Here is a 16,932-nt window from a genome sequence, read left to right as displayed (position 1 = left end):
CTTTGTAGAATCGAGAAGATTTCTTGACTTACAAAAAAAGCTATACATTTTGTAAAGTTCCCCAAACAAAAAAGGGATGAGTTTTAAAAACTCATCCCTTTTTTTATATTATAGATCCCAAAAAGAAAACCTCAGAATCTTTGTAACTTTGAACCTTTGTCCCTCTCCTTAGTCATTCATAGAAATCAAAAACTCTTCGTTGTTTCTTGTTTTCTTGAAACGCTCGTTTACAAAATCCATAGATTCTACCGGGTTCATATCTGATAGATATTTACGCATGATCCACATTCTTTGTAATGTTTTTTCGTCTAATAATAAGTCGTCACGACGTGTACTTGACGAAGTAAGATCGATTGCAGGGAAAATACGTTTGTTGGCAATTTTACGATCTAACTGAAGTTCCATGTTACCGGTACCTTTAAATTCTTCAAAGATTACCTCATCCATTTTAGAACCGGTTTCTGTCAATGCAGTTGCAATGATACTTAATGAACCACCGTTTTCTACATTTCTTGCTGCTCCAAAGAAACGTTTTGGTTTTTGTAATGCATTCGCATCAACACCACCACTTAATACTTTTCCTGATGCTGGCTGAACTGTATTGTAAGCTCTTGCCAAACGTGTAATCGAATCTAAAAGAATCACTACATCGTGACCACATTCTACCAAACGTTTTGCTTTTTCAAGAACGATATTTGCAATTTTTACGTGCTCTTGTGGTTCTCTGTCAAAAGTAGAAGCAATTACTTCTCCACGCACGCTGCGTTGCATATCTGTAACCTCCTCAGGACGCTCATCGATCAAAAGAACAATAAGATAAACTTCAGGATGATTAGCTGCGATTGCATTTGCAATGTCTTTTAATAACATTGTTTTACCCGTTTTAGGCTGAGCGACAATCATACCACGTTGTCCTTTCCCTATTGGAGAAAATAAATCGATAATACGGGTTGAAACTGAACTGCCTTTTTCGGCTAATTTGAATTTTTCTGAAGGAAAAACTGGTGTCAGGTGCTCAAAAGAAACTCTATCGCGAACCACCTGAGGATCGTGACCATTGATTTTAAGTACACGAACTAATGGGAAAAACTTCTCGCCTTCTTTAGGAGGACGAACCACTCCTTTTACAGTATCTCCGGTCTTAAGACCAAATAATCTGATTTGTGAGGTTGATAAATAAATATCATCCGGAGAGGCTAAATAATTATAATCTGATGAACGTAAAAAACCATAACCATCCGGCATCATTTCAAGAACACCTTCACTTTCGATAATTCCGTCAAACTCAAAGTCTGAATCTCTGAAATTATTCTTTTTGTTTTTATGATTTGGATTTTGATTCCCGTTATTCCCATTTCCGTTACCATTTGCATTTGGATTAGCATTCGGGTTTGGATTTTGATTTGGGTTTGGATTCTGGTTTGGATTTTTATTTTGGTTCGGATTGACCTTTTTAACTGCAATTGGTGCTTCTGTTTTTTCAGCAGTTGAAGTTTCTGCTGCAGCTTCGCCTTCCGGAATTCCTTCTTTTGTGGCTTCTTTTTCTTTTTGCAAAGCGACTTTTTTCTCGTATGCTGATTTATTGAATTTTACGATTTTTGGTCCTTTTTTCTCTACTGTCGCATTTTCCTGAGTTTCCTGAACTTCTGAATTTTCAGGAGCCTCTGTTACTTCCGTAATTTCTGCAGCTGCTTTTGCTATTGGTGCCTGTTTGGCTTTAGGAGCAATTTTGGCTGATGAAGTTATTTTTGCTGCCGGAGCTTGTTTTACAACGACAGGAGTTTCTGTTTTTTCCGCAGTTTCCTCTATGGTATCAAATTCTAAGACTGGAGCATTTTTACTAATAGCTGCTTTTTTCACAGGAACAATCCTTGCTCTTTTAGGCTTATCATCGACATTTTCCTTTTCAGTTACAGCACTAGGAGACGGTGCTACAGTGGTTTGCTGATGTGCTAAAATCTGACTGATTAAGGTCTCTTTTTTGACACCAGTAAACTTTATAGTTTTAGCTAACTTAGCTATTTCTTGAAGCTCAGAAAGCTTCATTTCTTTTAATGCAGAAATATCAAACATGAATGTTCTATGAATTTAATTATTTTAACGGAATACTGTAAAAAGATAGGTAGATAATAGTTTTCGATTGACCGCAGTATGAAGTGCTTACGGTATTATGATGCAATAATACGAATAAAATTTAATCATACAATAGTATTTTAAAAAAAGAAAATATATTTTTGTAAAACAATTTTACACCATGATACAACGAATTCAAACCGTTTATTTAATTCTTACGTTTATTGCAACAAGTGTTTTGATGCTTTTTATTCCGTTATGGACATTAAAAGGGGGAGCATTATTTTACTTTAATCAAGATCCAATATATAATGTAATAGTTGGATTAAGTACTATGCTTACTATTGTTAGTATTATTTCATATAAAAAAAGACAAAATCAGTTTGTAATGAACAGACTGAACATAATATTAAATTTAATTTTATTAGGATTGTTTGTATATCGTTCTCTAAATTTATCTGGAGAAACACTAGCTGTTTCAGAGAAAGGTATTGGGATGTTTCTACCAATTGTTGCTATCGTATTATTAGTTTTAGCTAATAAGGCCATCAAGAAGGATGAAGATCTTGTAAAATCTGTAGATCGTTTGAGATAAACCTATAAACTTAAGTTTTTTGTGCGAAGAGAACCCGAATTGTATAATTCGGGTTTTTTTGTACCTTACATTTTGATGAATTTGATGGAATCGTTAAAACAAGCCTAGTAAATAATCCCATAGGATAATTTTTGATAAATTAAATTTTCAGTCCAAAACATAACACAGGAACTTAAGGATACCTCTTGCTGACAATCATCAAGTACTTACTGATAGTCTTACCAATTTGCTGCAAACGGTAAATAACTTTGAAGTTGTAGGCAATTCATTGGACGGTACAACTGTCTATAATAATGTCATTCAAGACAATACCGACATTTTGGTCCTGGATATCAGTATAACCAAAAAAGATGGTATCGAAGTATTAAAGGAGTTTAGTGAAAAGGAATTTCCGTGCAAAGTCATTATTTTGTCTATTTACGATGATTTAAAAATCATATAGGAGGTAATGAAATTGGGAGCAAAAGTATATCTCACAAAAAAGTGCGCAGGCGAAAATATCATAGAGGCCATGGAAGCAGTTTATCAGGAGCTGGAATAATTTTGTAATGCTGTGCGGGAGATAATCTTTAATAGCTTTGCGAATAATACCTCCTAGTTGTATTAAGAGATTGAAAATCTATTGAAAAATTCACATTTGAGTTATGTTTTAATTAGAGTTCTTCTATTGTTGCTTTTATTCAGTATTGTAAGCGGAAACACTTTATCTAGCCAACAAAACCAATCTATTTCTTCAAAAGAAACAGCAATAATAACGCAATTCGAAAAGTAAACTTACTGAGGTTGGAAAATTTGAACAATTGCGAAATAAAAAATAGTTAGCCTATCTACTGTTCTGGTTATCATTATTTTATTTTTATTTTATTTTTTTTATCAGAACAACAAACTCAAGCAAAAGATCAAGAGAAAAGATACCAAACAAAAAAATATTGCTTAATATTATCAATGCAGGAATTGATACAATCAAAATTTGCAGACAGGAAAGTCAAAAAATTCGAAATGAAGGTCTATTTTGTTGTATCCGAATTATTCAGCAATATCATTAAGCACGGTGACACAAAAAAGGTCAGATCACGTTATATGAAAACAACCATTATTTTATCATTACGATACTTGATGACAGAAAAGGTTTTAAAACCGAAAAACTGAACGAAGCCGAAGGTTTTGGCCTGAACCGGATTAGGGCCCTAACTAAAAAATACAAAGGCAGTTTATCAATTGTTTCAAAAGCCAATGAAGGAACTTCGATTAAGATAAAAATACCGCTGCCTCATTAAATTATTTTTTGCCGATTTCTACAATCTCGAGATCTTTTATTTTATCATCATCAATTACAAATCTCAACATGGTTCTTACCTGATGAAATCCACTTTTTCCTGCCGCCCCGGGATTCATGTGCAATAAATTATTCTTTTTATCGAACATTACTTTTAAGATATGCGAATGTCCACAGATAAACAATTTAGGCGGATTCAGTGCCATTTCTTCTCTAATAGCCGGATTGTATTTTCCGGGATAACCCCCAATATGAGTAATCCAAACAGAAACATTTTCGCATAAAAAACGATTATGCAACGGAAATTCTAGTCTTGCTTGTGCATCATCGATATTGCCGTAGACGCAACGCAAAGGTTTTAGTTTTTTTATAGTATCCGTAACATTCAGATCCCCAATATCTCCTGCATGCCAAACTTCGTCTGCCTGATTTACATATTTCAAAATAGTATCATCAATATGACTATGAGTGTCGGAAAGGAGGAGGATTTTTTTCATTACTAAGTGGCTGAGTTGCTAAGATACTAAGGTTCTAAGTTTTTTTTCAAAGGGAGCAAAGATACAAAGGTTTTTTTCTAAAAAAAGGTCCAAAGGCCCAAAGTAACAAAGGTGCAGAGGTTTTCTTTGAGATTTATCAATGTAGAAACGTAACTAATTTTTCAAAATCTTAAACACATTACTATGCCTATCTACGATTTACAATATCATAAACCTTTATGCCTTTGCATCTCTGAACCTTTGAACCTACAAAGACCTTAGACGCAATGCTGTGCGTCTCTACGATTTACAATGTAAAAAACCTTTGTCCCTTTGCAACTTTGAACCTATAAAGAAATCTTTGTACCTTTGCACCTCAGAACCTCTGTCCCTTAAAAATGAGATATTTTATTCAATTTGCCTATAACGGAACACATTATCATGGATGGCAATTTCAGCCTAACGCTTCTTCTGTTCAGGAAACTTTAAACAAAGCCCTTTCGGTTTTGCTAAATGCGCCTATCAATGCAATGGGTGCCGGAAGAACTGATACTGGTGTTCATGCCAGGGAAATGTATGCTCATTTTGATTTTGATACTCGAATTGATGTGCCGACTTTAATACATAAGCTGAATTCGTATTTGCCAAAAGACATTGCGATTTTTGATATTATTCTGGTTCAGGACGAAGCGCATTGTCGATTTGATGCCACAAAGAGAACGTATGAATACCATATCAATACTGTTAAAAATCCATTTTTGCAGGAATTGAGTTGGTATTTTAATCAAAAATTAGACGTAGATTTGATGAATGAAGCCGCGACAATCTTACTGAATCATACGGATTTTCAATGTTTCTCGAAGGTAAATACAGATGTAAACACATTTGATTGCACGATTTTTGAAGCGTACTGGAAAACAGAAAATAAGAACCTGATTTTTACTATTTCGGCAAATCGTTTTTTACGAAATATGGTTCGCTCTATTGTAGGCACTTTGGTCAATATTGGTTTACATAAAATTTCCCTAACCGATTTTGAAAATATTATTGCCAGTAAAAGCAGAGAAAAAGCCGGGTTTTCGGTGCCGGCACACGGATTATATTTAACTGAAATTGATTACGATTATTTATAGCTGTAAGCTGTAGGCAGTAAGCAGTAAGCTTAACTCCTAAAGCCTAAAGCTTAAAGCTTAAAAAAATAAATGAAAGCAAAAGCATTTGATACCGGATTATTCAAACGAATTTTAAAATATACCAAACCTTATAAATGGCGCTATTACGGCGTTATTATTTTTGCAGTTTCTTTATCGATTTTTGCAGCCCTTCGCCCCTATTTATTAAAACAAACGGTCGACGGCTATATCAAGACACATGATAAGGAAGGGTTGCTGATGTACATTGTATTGATGGGAGTGGTTCTTTTGATGGAGGTTTTCTCTCAGTTTTATTTTGTGTATTGGGCCAACTGGCTAGGTCAGGATATTGTAAAAGACATTCGTACGAAACTCTTTAAGCATATTTTGAGTTTTAGAATGAAATATTTTGATTTGGTTCCGGTGGGACAACTGGTAACCAGATCAGTATCTGACATTGAATCGATCGCGCGTATTTTTAGTCAGGGATTGTTCATGATTATTAGCGACTTGATGAAAATGCTGGTAGTGCTGATTTTTATGTTTTACATGAACTGGAAACTGACCTGGATTGTGGTGGTTGCAATGCCAATTCTGGTTTTTATTACCCGAATTTTTCAGCGTAAAATGCAGGTGGCTTTTGAGGAAGTACGTACACAAATTGCCAACATGAACTCATTTGTACAGGAACGTGTTACGGGAATGAAGATTGTACAGCTTTTTAACCGTGAGAAAATTGAAGCTGATAATTTTAAAGTCATCAACGATAAACACAGGGTGGCGTGGATAAAAACGATTTTATATAACTCGATCTTTTTCCCGATTGCCGATATTATTTCTTCGATTACTTTAGGTTTAGTGGTAGTTTATGGTGGATTTAAAATCTTGAACGGCGATCATTTTACGACTTTTGGTGATTTATTCTCCTACACAATGTTTATTGGTATGTTGTTTAACCCATTGCGCCAGATTGCGGATAAATTCAACGAGATGCAATTGGGAATGATTGCTGCCAATCGTGTTTTTGATATTATAGATACGCAGGATCATATTCAGGATACGGGAACGCTTGAAGCTCCTGTTTTTGACGGAAGTATCGAATTTAAGAATGTTCGTTTTAGTTACATCCCGGAAGAGGAAGTGATAAAAGGTATCGACTTATCTGTGGCTTCAGGACAAACGGTGGCTATTGTAGGTTCTACAGGCGCAGGAAAATCAACAATCATCAATTTGCTGAATCGTTTTTACGAGATCAATAGCGGAACTATATTTATTGATGGTCATAATATAGAGAACTATACACTGGCTTCGTTACGAAAACAAATTGCGGTGGTTTTACAGGATGTATTTTTGTTTGCCGATACGATTTACAACAACATTACTTTGCATAATCCCGAAATTACGCGCGAGAAAGTGCTCGATGCAGCAAAGAAAATTGGCGTACACGATTTTATCATGAGTTTGCCGGATAATTATGATTTTGATGTTAAGGAACGCGGTGTGATGCTTTCATCCGGACAACGTCAATTAATTGCGTTTTTAAGATCGTATGTGAGTAATCCGAGTATTTTGATTTTGGATGAGGCAACGTCGTCTATAGATACGTATTCTGAAGAATTGATTCAGCGTGCGACAGAAACGATTACCAAAGGAAGAACTTCGATTATTATCGCACATAGATTGGCGACAATTGTAAATGCAGATAAGATTGTGGTAATGGATAAGGGGTTAATCGTTGAGCAGGGAACGCATCAGGAATTGCTGAATAAAGTCGACGGATATTACAAAAACCTCTACGACTCGCAATTTTCGGTCGCTAATTGAAATTTGAAATGCTAAAAAAATTCTTAAAAAAGTTAAATTAGCGTTATAGGAATCATAAAACTGATGCTTCACAGTCAAAGGGATAGCATTCCTTTTTTTTGAATTATTTATCTTTGAGAGACAAAATTCAAATGAAAACGAAAATGCCACAAAACAGATTTTATCCAAACGAACAGTTCAAAGAAATAGAAATAAATGCCTCATTACAACTTAGATACGCCATTTCAAATAAAGGCCGCTTAATAAGCTTTTCTGACGAAATACAAAACGGACGTCTTTTAAAAGGCGGTTTAAGTGATGGTTACCCAACTTTTAGATTTAAGGTTAAAAAAGACGATAAAATCGTTAATAAATACCTTTTTTTATACAAATTAGTTGCCCAATATTTTATCCCAAAAACATCAGAAGAACAGACTTATGTATTGCATCTGGATTATAACAGAAGCAACGATGATGTAAACAATTTACGTTGGGCTACAAAAGCCGAAATGATGGCACACAGCCGCAAAAGTCCCCGTGTAATTCAGGCCAAAAAGAATCTGATTGAACACAACCTAAAAGCCGACGGAAGAAAATTAACGACTACCAAAGTAATGTTAATCAAAAAAATCCTAGCGCGCCCTGAACAAAAAACCCGTCTAAAAATGATCGCCAAACAATTTGGCGTAAGTGAAATGCAAATACGACGTATTGCCAGCGGTGAAAACTGGGGACACGTAAAAGTTTAAATTTTAGATTTTAGATTGCAGCCTTTAGATTTAAGCTGAGATGAATAAACAATAAATTTATTTAGCCACAGATTACCCAGATTAACACTGATTTTTTTAATCATTTTAATCCTTGTAATATGTGGCTATTATTTTTATCAAGCTTATCGTTTGCGAAATCGAAGAGCTTATTGATACAAAGGGCTTCAACTTCGCTTACTCTGACAAACAATTTAATTTGAGATTTCGTTTCTAAAATCTGATTTTTCAATTCATAATTCACAATTTACAATTAACAGTTACTTAAGTTTCTGTGAAAAGATCAAAATCAGTACGGGTAAAAATAAAATTTCAGGTGTTTTTTAAAATAAATCCTTAAATTCGCAATCACAAATAACAAAAGAATAAATCGAAAAATGAGTTTCGGAATTAAACTTCATTTTCGATAATAAATACTAAAAACCAAAAAGATGAAATACGACGTTATTGTTTTAGGAAGTGGTCCTGGTGGATATGTAACAGCTATTAGAGCTTCGCAATTAGGCTTTAAAGTAGCTGTAGTTGAAAAAGAAAACCTTGGTGGTGTATGTTTGAACTGGGGATGTATCCCAACAAAAGCATTACTAAAATCAGCTCAGGTTTTTGACTACTTAAAACACGCTTCTGACTACGGATTAAAAGTTTCTGAATTCGATAAAGATTTCCCTGCAGTAGTACAACGTAGCCGTAGTGTTGCTGACGGAATGAGCAAAGGCGTTCAGTTCCTGATGAAAAAAAACAAAATTGACGTTATTGAAGGTTTTGGAAAACTAAAACCAGGTAAAAAACTTGACGTTACTGATAAAGACAATAAAGTTACTGAATATAGCGCTGATCACATTATCATTGCAACCGGAGCTCGCTCTCGTGAGTTACCAAACTTACCACAAGATGGTGTAAAAGTAATTGGTTACAGACAAGCAATGACATTACCAACACAACCAAAATCTATGATCATTGTAGGTTCTGGAGCTATTGGAGTTGAATTTGCTCATTTCTACAACTCAATGGGAACGGAAGTTACTATTGTAGAATTTATGCCAAATATCGTTCCTGTTGAAGACGAGGATATCTCTAAGCAAATGGAGCGTTCTATGAAAAAAGCAGGAGTAAAAATTATGACCAACTCTTCTGTTGAGAAAATTGACACTAGTGGAACTGGTGTAAAAGCAACTGTAAAAACAGCAAAAGGAGAAGAAATTCTTGAAGCTGACATCGTACTTTCTGCAGTTGGAATTAAAACAAACATCGAAAACATAGGTTTAGAAGAAGTTGGAATCGCTGTTGACAGAGATAAAATCTTAGTAAACGCTTACAACGCAACTAATATTCCTGGTTACTACGCAATTGGAGATGTTACTCCAGGACAAGCTTTGGCTCACGTAGCATCTGCTGAAGGAATTAACTGTGTGGAGAAAATTGCAGGTTTACACGTAGACCCAATCGATTACGGAAACGTTCCTGGTTGTACTTACGCAACTCCAGAAATTGCTTCTGTAGGTTTAACGGAGAAACAAGCTAAAGAAAAAGGATACGAATTAAAAATTGGTAAATTCCCATTCTCAGCTTCAGGAAAAGCAAAAGCTGCCGGTGCCGCTGACGGATTTGTAAAAGTAATCTTTGATGCTAAATACGGAGAATGGTTAGGATGCCACATGATTGGTGCTGGTGTTACAGATATGATTGCTGAGGCAGTTGTTGCCCGTAAACTAGAAACTACAGGTCATGAAATCCTTAAATCTATTCACCCTCACCCAACAATGAGCGAGGCTGTTATGGAAGCTGTAGCTGATGCTTACGGCGAAGTAATTCACTTGTAGAAAATATTGTGTTGATGCCAATGCATTGATGCGAGTTACATATTATTTTCAATTTAAAAAATCCGATTTGCGAAAGCAAGTCGGATTTTTTTTATCTATTCAAAATTGCCAAACCTTTTCATAATCCACACCAGTAATGCTAATACAAGTAAGCTAACACTAGACCAAATGACATTTTGAACAGAAAAACAAGAGATAAAATATCCGCCCAGTATTGTTCCGCAACTTACTGCGGCATTACCACAAGTCGTAAAAATACTGTTTACAAATTCGGGAGATTCTGAAGCTGATGAAGTAAGATTAATATTTCCGATTAAGAAACCTGCCGTATGTACAAAGCCCCAAATTGATATTAATACTAACATAGGTATATAATACAGACCATAGAAATACAAAAGCAAATGAATAACTGCTAAAGCAATAATAAAAACAAAAGCAGTATTTAAAATACTTTTACTTAACATAAAACCTGCGAGCCAATTACCTGCAACCCCAGTTAAACCAAAGATTAAAAGCATCCAACTGATTTGTACTCCATTCATTTTAGTAACCTTATTAAAAAAAACCGCCATAAAACTATAAGTAGAAAACATGGCCGCAATTATCAAAAATGACAAAATAAAACTTATCCATAGAGCAGGCTTTTTCAAAATTTTGGTTTGCGATGATATAGTTTGCTTTTCCGGAGTTTTTATTGAAGGCAAAAAGAACAATATGCCCAGAAAAGATATTATATTAATAATGGCACACAACACAAAAGATGATTGCCAATTAAACAATGAAGCCATTAAAGTTGCTAATGGAATGCCGATGACACTAGACACCGTAAATCCGCCAAAAACAATAGCGACTCCTTTTGAAGATTGTTCGCTGGGCAAATTATTCGCGGCAGTCGAAAGCGCTATAGACCAAAAAACAGGATGTAAAAAAGCCGGTAATAATCTGGCAGTCAAAAGCATATTAAAACTAGTAGCAAACACAGCAATAATATTTGAAAGACCAAAAATGGCCAATACAAATAGCATTAATATTTTTTTATTCAATGACGATATCAAAAGCATTATAAAAGGACCGGATATAGCCACTATTAAGGCAAATAAGCTTAAAAGCTGTCCTGCTTTTTCGATCGTGATAGCAAAAGCAGAAGCTATTTGAGGCAAAATTCCAATTACTCCAAATTCCGTTGTTCCAATTCCAAATGTTCCCAAAGCCAGTAGATAATGTATACGTTTCATAAATTTATTTTTTGCAAATTTGCATCAGTAATAATCAACTTATCCATTACTTACAATTATGTAATACACTTACCTTTTTGAAAGTTAATTGATTTTTAACCATTTATAAAAATGCCTGATTTTTTTCACGACAGAAAACTTTATTATACTCCAATAGAATTTGCACTGGCACATATTGGAGGCACATGGAAAATGCCCATATTGTGGAGACTACAAAACAGTGTTTTACGATTTAGCGAACTAAAAAAAGATATTCCTCATATTACAGACAAAATGCTAACCAGCCAATTAAAGGAACTGGAGAACAAAGGTTTAATTACCAGAACTGCTTATCCTACAGTACCGCCAAAGGTCGAATACAATATTACCGTAAAGGGAAAAAAAGCGATTCCGGTAATTGAAGTGATAATGAAATATGGATACGAACTTATCAAAGAAGAAGGAATAGAATATCCGCCAATAATTTAAAGACACACCGCTGCACATCTATGGCCACATATAATTTTCAATTTAAAAAATCCGATTCAAGAAAGTAAGTTGTTTTTTTTTCATGCCTTAACTGTCACGTTTTTGACTCATAATTTTCACTTTATATTATCTTAAAAAAACAAGTAAAATAGTAACCTTTCGATATAAAACAAAAGCGGATTTATGATAATAAAGTGATATTTTTGCACCACCCAAATTTATCTTCAGATGAAAAAAATATTACTTTTAGTGTCAATTTTTATTCTTTTGCCCAGCACCTTTTTTGGCCAATCGGGAAAAGGAATTCCTCAAAACTTAACAACCGAAAATACTTTTTCAAAATCATATAGTCACCTAAACGATTTCGAAAAAATATTAACTTCAAATCAAATCACGACTTTAAACACAACTTTAAAATCATCTGAAAAAAAATCAGGTCATAAAATTATTGTTGTCACAATTTCTTCTGTAAAACCGTATGCGAGTGTTCCGGAATATGCATATCATTTACAAAAATATTTATCAGATAATTTGAAATTAAATCCCGCAATATTAATTGTATTGAGCAAAGAACTGCGACAAATTCAGATTCAAAGTAGCAATAAGGGACTTAATAAACTAACTGAAGAAGAAACTAAAAATATCATAAACAATTTTGCAATCCCCGAATTTAAAAAAGGAGATTTTTATAAAGGTTTAGAAAATGCTCTTACACAAATAGTAAAAAAACTGGAATAGAATTAAATATAAGTTTTTGTAAAATCCGATTTGTTGTTACAAGTCGGATTTTTTTGTTTTTACCCTAATAAAAAAACCTGAACTCCATAAAACATTCATAAAATCAACCAGTACCTTTTTTCCTTTCTCACAAAAAAATTATATTTACCTAATAAGAAATAATTATTCTAAAATAGCAGTAATGGAAAATACACCAATATTTTTTGCAGACGGAGAAAGTCCAAAAATGATTGACGCATTCAAAAAAGCTCAGGAAACTTTTAAGTATTTCTGGAGAGAATTATCATGGGAATATCGCCGAATCGTTCCGGCACTTGATGTTGCTTGTGTAAAACTAGCTTTTACCCAGGAAATAAATAATGATACTGTTGTAGAACATATGTGGATCAATGAGATTAATTTTGATGGCGAAAAAATAAAAGGCATCTTAGTCAACGATCCTAACGAGTTAACAAATGTTAGCAATGGCGAATATGTAGAGATTCCGGCCAATCAAATAAGCGACTGGTTATTTGTCACTCAGGATAAAACGTACGGAGGTTTCACGATACAAGCCATGCGATCAGAAATGGACGAAACCGAAAGAGAAGAACACGATGCGGCCTGGGGATTAAATTTTGGAGATTACAATGATATTCTGATTGCTTACGAACAAAAAGAAAAACCAGAAAACCTGACAGAACATCCCATGAGTCAAAACATGCAGGAAAGTCTTTTTGAATTTATAAAAACAAACCCAAACGAACTTACCGCTCAGGACGAACTAGGATATACTTTTTTACACCGCGAAGCAATTGCAGGAAACAGTACAACGGTAAAAGTACTAATAGATTCCGGAGCAGATCTAAATGCCAAAACGCATAACAATAAAACTGCTCTAGATTTTGCAGAACAACTCAAATGGGAACATATAATCCCAATTTTGAAATAACATTATTAAATCCGATTTGTAAAAACAGATCGGATTTTTTATTTCAAATCCAGAGCATATTTTAATAACTTTATCCCTAAATAATAAAGCCATGAAAGAAGTATGCATTGTTGAATTTCCATCAAATTTAGGTTTAAAAGAACCTCAACCCGGAAAAGAACCAGGCGTGAAAAATCTGCCTAACTGGTTCTGGAAATACAATTTGCATAAAGCCATTACTCACAGAGATATTCTAAGGCTCGATCCGCCACCATATACAAACGTTAGAGAAATCGAAACTAATATTCTCAATGCAAACGCATTGGTCGATTATGCGCGCGAACAAGCTTATTTAATCAATAATTTACTTTCGCAAAATAAATTTCCCTTCATCCTGGGCGGCGATTGCAGTATATTAGTAGGATCAGCAATTGCATTAAAACAAAAAGGCAATTACGGCTTATTTTATCTCGATGGTCATACTGATTTTATGGATACTTCCTTGTCTGAAACCGGCGGAGTCGGCGGCATGGCGGCCTCAATAGTAACCGGAAACGGACATAAAAAACTCACCGATATTCTTAACTTATCGCCTTATATAAAACAAGAAAATCTTTGGTGCGTAGGCAATCGCGAATACGATGACGAGTACGAAAATGAAATCAGGAATTCTTCTGCAACTTACCTGAGTCTTCAGGAATTGCGTAAAGAAGGCATCTCAAATTCCATTCAAACCTTTCTAAAAGAAGTCAAAGACAAAAATCTCGATGGTTTCTGGCTGCATATCGATGTCGATGTTTTAAACGATACTATAATGCCCTGCGTAGACAGCAGAACTCCGGATGGCCTTACTTATGAAGACTTTAATGAGCTTACCTCCTATTTGTTTCAAAACGAAAAATTAAGCGGACTCGAAATCACCATTCTCGATCCTGATTTAGATCCAACAGGAGAATATACCAGAGATTTTGTGCATCATATTACTACCACTTTTAATACGCATTTCGGGCAATTAGCCTTATAAAAAACAAAAAAAATCTGCATTACGAAATATAAAATCCTAAATTTTCTTTTTAAATTAGACCAGCCAATATTTCTTTCTACAAAAGATATCGATAGAGTCTCATATTTAAACCAGAAAACATGACATTAGACGAATACAAAAAACAATTTTCAGAAGACGATGCTGTTGGCTGGCTATCTATAGATCAGGAGTTTGATCGTCTTTACCCCAATCAGGAACCCAAACATTATGTCCCGCCACTACCCTATATGCTGGGCGGCGAAGATCCGCTTGACGGAATAAGCGTTTACGAAAGCAAAAAGCAAACAGATCACCTCCATTTTGTAACCTACGGATTCTCAGAATTATATTATAACGAAGAAAAACTCGAGGATGAATTTAGCAAATGGGGATTCGAACTTACCTTTCGACTAAAACCTTTTGAACCAGACAACGGAAACCCAAGCTGGGCCATCGTGATGCTTCAAAACATTGCCAGATATGTGTTCGACAGCGGCAACTGGTTCGAAGAATTTCATTATATGCCGGCAAACGGACCAATTCGACTGGACACCCATACCAATATCACTGCTTTATTGATTGTAGCCGATCCCGAAATTGAAAAAAAACAAACCCCTCATGGCGAACTTTCGTTCCTACAAATCGTAGGAATCACCTCTGCCGAATACGAGCATTTAAAAGACAATCCCGAAACTGCCGAGCAACTGGTCAACAAACTCAAAGAAAACAATCCTTTGCTGATTACAGATCTCACCAGAAAATAATTCCAAAATCGGATTTATAAAAGTAAGTCGGATTTTTATTTGGGCGTTTCCGCCGCGGCGGATCAATTATTGCCATAAAAAGATTATTTTAGCTTAGTTTAAAATTAAACATCAAAACAAATACAATCAACTAGTTACCAACCCAAGAAGTGAATTATTATGAATGCAGATATACAAGAATATAATAATTCACAAACTCCTATAGATAAGGAAATCTGTGATCAGTTAGCCACAATAATCACTCAAAACCTGCCCAATGCCGAAAATAAAATCTGGCATGCTCATCCCGTTTGGTTTCTTGACGGAAACCCAATTGCAGGTTACAGCAAACTAAAAAATTCCGTACGTTTACTTTTCTGGAGTGGTCAATCCTTTGATGAAGAAAAACTAGTCAACGAAGGTTCTTTTAAAGCCGCAGAATCGCGTTATACTGTCGCTGACCAAATCAACAAAGACGATCTCGAACGCTGGCTCAAAAAAGCAGAGAAAATACAATGGGATTATAAAAATTTAATCAAGAGAAAAGGAATTTTAATACGATTAAAATAATAAATTTATACCTCATCATAAAGTCAAAAAGCATTCTATTATTTATGAGCCGAAGAAATAAAAAAAGCATCCCCGAAAAAAACTCAAAAAAAGACACCGTTGCATTTATTGTAAAAGTAATTTCAATTATACTGTGTCTCGCCAGTTTTATATATGTCATCAGGCATTATCATAACTTTGTAATTGTAAAATTTGAGTTTTTACTTTATATCTACTTAATTGCCGGTGTTTTATTTGGACTTTTGTTTTATAAATATCAGAAAAACTACGAAGGGAAAAATTTTAAATCAGGAAATTATTTTGCTTTAATTCTTATCGTTTATGGTACAATTTCATGCGCTACTTTTTTTCTTGCCAACGAATATCTGTCAACTAACACAGAATATGTTGTCGTTTCTCCTATTCTCGAAAAACATGAAAGTCATAAAAGATCGCCTAACAGTATTTTAGTTCAGATTGAAGGCACAAAAAAGGAAATCAACATACACAACTACGACTTTAAAGAAATCAGTATGTACAACTTTGCCGAAATTAAAATAAAAAGAGGATACTGGAATTTTCCTATCATACTCGAAACAAAACTACTGGTAAGCAAATAAACAGTACTTACATGCCATTTTTAGGCATAAAATTTATAAATGAATAAAGAACAAATAATCCAAATCTTGATTTATTCTCACGCCTTATTTGGCGGTGTTGCGTTACTTTCGGGTTTTATTTCATTGATCGGTAAAAAGGGAAAAAAGACACATAAAAAATCAGGAAAGCTTTTTTACTATTGCATGCTTTTATCAGCTTTGACCGCTTTAATTATAGCTTCACTGCCCCAACACGAAAGTCCGTTTTTATTCGCTATCGGGATTTTCAGTTCCTATTTTATCGTAACAGGTTATAGAGCTTTACGATTCAAAAATAAAAACATCAGTCTTAAAACAGACAAAATAATTTCGTTAGTTATGATATTTACCGCGATTTTAATGATTTTCTATAATCCCATTGTTCATCAAAAATTAAACATTGTTTTAACTGTTTTGGGAATCGTGGGATTAATTTTCTCTACCAGAGATTTAATACTTTATAAAAATACTAATAAACTAAATAAGGTCTGGCTAAAATTACATCTCGGAAAAATGATTGGCGGCTATATTTCGGCAACAACAGCTTTTGTTGTGGTAAACAATTTTTTTTCTAGTTTTTATGGTTGGTTTGTTCCCGGAACAATAGGCGGATTTTATATTATTTACTGGATAAAAAAGCTAAACAAACAACAGCAAGCACAGATTAAACTAGAATAAAAAAAC

At 34.4% G+C, this 16,932-nt stretch carries 18 protein-coding genes; 15 read left to right on the top strand and 3 right to left on the bottom strand.

What is annotated here, in order from left to right; translation table 11 throughout:
- Positions 1–168: 168 nt before the first annotated feature.
- Positions 169–2,073: a transcription termination factor Rho gene (rho, locus tag IRZ78_RS07030; protein ID WP_194615846.1), complete on the bottom strand. Its 1,905-nt coding sequence runs from the start codon at positions 2,071–2,073 to the stop codon at positions 169–171.
- Between the two features lie 181 nt (positions 2,074–2,254).
- Here rho and IRZ78_RS07025 point away from each other — a divergent pair, with 181 nt between their 5' ends.
- The 3 genes from IRZ78_RS07025 (at position 2,255) to IRZ78_RS26115 (ending at position 3,945) form a co-directional block, all read left to right on the top strand.
- A complete protein-coding gene (locus IRZ78_RS07025; protein ID WP_065450460.1) occupies positions 2,255–2,668 on the top strand; it encodes a DUF4293 domain-containing protein in 414 nt (137 codons plus the stop codon).
- 226 nt (positions 2,669–2,894) lie between these two features.
- Positions 2,895–3,110, top strand: a complete 216-nt coding sequence (locus IRZ78_RS26120; RefSeq protein WP_228520396.1) for a response regulator — start codon at positions 2,895–2,897, stop codon at positions 3,108–3,110.
- Positions 3,111–3,738: 628 nt separating this feature from the next.
- Positions 3,739–3,945, top strand: coding sequence for a GHKL domain-containing protein (locus IRZ78_RS26115; RefSeq protein ID WP_347349817.1), 207 nt, complete (start codon positions 3,739–3,741; stop codon positions 3,943–3,945).
- Position 3,946: 1 nt separating this feature from the next.
- Here the strand turns inward: IRZ78_RS26115 and IRZ78_RS07010 are convergent, their stop codons facing one another.
- Positions 3,947–4,441 carry a metallophosphoesterase family protein gene (locus tag IRZ78_RS07010; protein ID WP_194615845.1) on the bottom strand — a complete coding sequence of 165 codons (495 nt, stop codon included), beginning with the start codon at positions 4,439–4,441 and terminating at the stop codon, positions 3,947–3,949.
- 377 nt (positions 4,442–4,818) lie between these two features.
- On the opposite strand from IRZ78_RS07010, the gene truA reads away from it, so the two are divergent.
- The 4 genes from truA (at position 4,819) to lpdA (ending at position 9,943) form a co-directional block, all read left to right on the top strand.
- Positions 4,819–5,553 carry a tRNA pseudouridine(38-40) synthase TruA gene (gene truA / locus IRZ78_RS07005; protein ID WP_194615844.1) on the top strand — a complete coding sequence of 245 codons (735 nt, stop codon included), beginning with the start codon at positions 4,819–4,821 and terminating at the stop codon, positions 5,551–5,553.
- A 69-nt stretch (positions 5,554–5,622) separates the two neighbouring features.
- Positions 5,623–7,377 (top strand): ABC transporter ATP-binding protein, encoded by a 1,755-nt coding sequence (locus IRZ78_RS07000; protein ID WP_194615843.1) that lies wholly within the window; start codon positions 5,623–5,625, stop codon positions 7,375–7,377.
- 131 nt (positions 7,378–7,508) lie between these two features.
- Positions 7,509–8,105 carry an NUMOD4 domain-containing protein gene (locus IRZ78_RS06995; protein WP_228520395.1) on the top strand — a complete coding sequence of 199 codons (597 nt, stop codon included), beginning with the start codon at positions 7,509–7,511 and terminating at the stop codon, positions 8,103–8,105.
- A gap of 449 nt (positions 8,106–8,554) precedes the next feature.
- The gene (lpdA, locus tag IRZ78_RS06990; protein ID WP_194615842.1) at positions 8,555–9,943 is read left to right on the top strand and encodes a dihydrolipoyl dehydrogenase; all 1,389 of its coding nucleotides are present in this window, start codon (positions 8,555–8,557) and stop codon (positions 9,941–9,943) included.
- Between the two features lie 95 nt (positions 9,944–10,038).
- On the opposite strand, the gene IRZ78_RS06985 is transcribed toward lpdA, so the two are convergent.
- Positions 10,039–11,178 (bottom strand): MFS transporter, encoded by a 1,140-nt coding sequence (locus IRZ78_RS06985; protein WP_194615841.1) that lies wholly within the window; start codon positions 11,176–11,178, stop codon positions 10,039–10,041.
- A gap of 111 nt (positions 11,179–11,289) precedes the next feature.
- Between IRZ78_RS06985 and IRZ78_RS06980 the strand changes: the two genes are divergently transcribed.
- From IRZ78_RS06980 to IRZ78_RS06945, 8 genes are all read left to right on the top strand, one after another.
- Positions 11,290–11,646, top strand: coding sequence for a helix-turn-helix domain-containing protein (locus IRZ78_RS06980; RefSeq protein ID WP_194615840.1), 357 nt, complete (start codon positions 11,290–11,292; stop codon positions 11,644–11,646).
- 228 nt (positions 11,647–11,874) lie between these two features.
- Positions 11,875–12,384, top strand: a complete 510-nt coding sequence (locus tag IRZ78_RS06975; protein WP_194615839.1) for a TPM domain-containing protein — start codon at positions 11,875–11,877, stop codon at positions 12,382–12,384.
- Between the two features lie 181 nt (positions 12,385–12,565).
- The gene (locus tag IRZ78_RS06970) at positions 12,566–13,315 is read left to right on the top strand and encodes a DUF2314 domain-containing protein (RefSeq protein ID WP_194615838.1); all 750 of its coding nucleotides are present in this window, start codon (positions 12,566–12,568) and stop codon (positions 13,313–13,315) included.
- Between the two features lie 91 nt (positions 13,316–13,406).
- On the top strand, positions 13,407–14,318 hold the full coding sequence (locus IRZ78_RS06965) for an arginase family protein (protein WP_194615837.1): 912 nt from the start codon (positions 13,407–13,409) through the stop codon (positions 14,316–14,318).
- A 119-nt stretch (positions 14,319–14,437) separates the two neighbouring features.
- Positions 14,438–15,082, top strand: coding sequence for a suppressor of fused domain protein (locus IRZ78_RS06960; protein WP_194615836.1), 645 nt, complete (start codon positions 14,438–14,440; stop codon positions 15,080–15,082).
- Between the two features lie 159 nt (positions 15,083–15,241).
- Complete coding sequence (locus IRZ78_RS06955) at positions 15,242–15,631, top strand: DUF1801 domain-containing protein (RefSeq protein WP_194615835.1); 390 nt, start codon at positions 15,242–15,244, stop codon at positions 15,629–15,631.
- 44 nt (positions 15,632–15,675) lie between these two features.
- The gene (locus IRZ78_RS06950; RefSeq protein ID WP_194615834.1) at positions 15,676–16,230 is read left to right on the top strand and encodes a hypothetical protein; all 555 of its coding nucleotides are present in this window, start codon (positions 15,676–15,678) and stop codon (positions 16,228–16,230) included.
- Between the two features lie 39 nt (positions 16,231–16,269).
- Positions 16,270–16,926, top strand: a complete 657-nt coding sequence (locus IRZ78_RS06945) for a DUF2306 domain-containing protein (RefSeq protein WP_194615833.1) — start codon at positions 16,270–16,272, stop codon at positions 16,924–16,926.
- Positions 16,927–16,932: the final 6 nt, after the last annotated feature.

Source organism: Flavobacterium sp. CSZ, assembly GCF_015350725.1.
In the GTDB taxonomy this organism is placed as follows: Bacteria; Bacteroidota; Bacteroidia; order Flavobacteriales; family Flavobacteriaceae; genus Flavobacterium.
Note: the sequence above shows the minus strand (reverse complement) of the source record. Positions and strands in the feature narration are given on the sequence as shown.

Bases quoted from the DNA above. Each gene is read 5' to 3' on its own strand.
- IRZ78_RS06945 (WP_194615833.1), top strand. From the start codon at position 16,270: ATGAATAAAGAACAAATAATCCAAATCTTGATTTATTCTCACGCCTTA.
- rho (WP_194615846.1), bottom strand. From the start codon at position 2,073: ATGTTTGATATTTCTGCATTAAAAGAAATGAAGCTTTCTGAGCTTCAA.
- IRZ78_RS06965 (WP_194615837.1), top strand. From the start codon at position 13,407: ATGAAAGAAGTATGCATTGTTGAATTTCCATCAAATTTAGGTTTAAAA.
- IRZ78_RS06955 (WP_194615835.1), top strand. From the start codon at position 15,242: ATGAATGCAGATATACAAGAATATAATAATTCACAAACTCCTATAGAT.
- IRZ78_RS06975 (WP_194615839.1), top strand. From the start codon at position 11,875: ATGAAAAAAATATTACTTTTAGTGTCAATTTTTATTCTTTTGCCCAGC.
- IRZ78_RS06985 (WP_194615841.1), bottom strand. From the start codon at position 11,178: ATGAAACGTATACATTATCTACTGGCTTTGGGAACATTTGGAATTGGA.
- IRZ78_RS06995 (WP_228520395.1), top strand. From the start codon at position 7,509: ATGAAAACGAAAATGCCACAAAACAGATTTTATCCAAACGAACAGTTC.
- IRZ78_RS06960 (WP_194615836.1), top strand. From the start codon at position 14,438: ATGACATTAGACGAATACAAAAAACAATTTTCAGAAGACGATGCTGTT.
- truA (WP_194615844.1), top strand. From the start codon at position 4,819: ATGAGATATTTTATTCAATTTGCCTATAACGGAACACATTATCATGGA.
- IRZ78_RS07025 (WP_065450460.1), top strand. From the start codon at position 2,255: ATGATACAACGAATTCAAACCGTTTATTTAATTCTTACGTTTATTGCA.
- IRZ78_RS07000 (WP_194615843.1), top strand. From the start codon at position 5,623: ATGAAAGCAAAAGCATTTGATACCGGATTATTCAAACGAATTTTAAAA.
- IRZ78_RS07010 (WP_194615845.1), bottom strand. From the start codon at position 4,441: ATGAAAAAAATCCTCCTCCTTTCCGACACTCATAGTCATATTGATGAT.
- IRZ78_RS06980 (WP_194615840.1), top strand. From the start codon at position 11,290: ATGCCTGATTTTTTTCACGACAGAAAACTTTATTATACTCCAATAGAA.
- lpdA (WP_194615842.1), top strand. From the start codon at position 8,555: ATGAAATACGACGTTATTGTTTTAGGAAGTGGTCCTGGTGGATATGTA.
- IRZ78_RS06970 (WP_194615838.1), top strand. From the start codon at position 12,566: ATGGAAAATACACCAATATTTTTTGCAGACGGAGAAAGTCCAAAAATG.
- IRZ78_RS06950 (WP_194615834.1), top strand. From the start codon at position 15,676: ATGAGCCGAAGAAATAAAAAAAGCATCCCCGAAAAAAACTCAAAAAAA.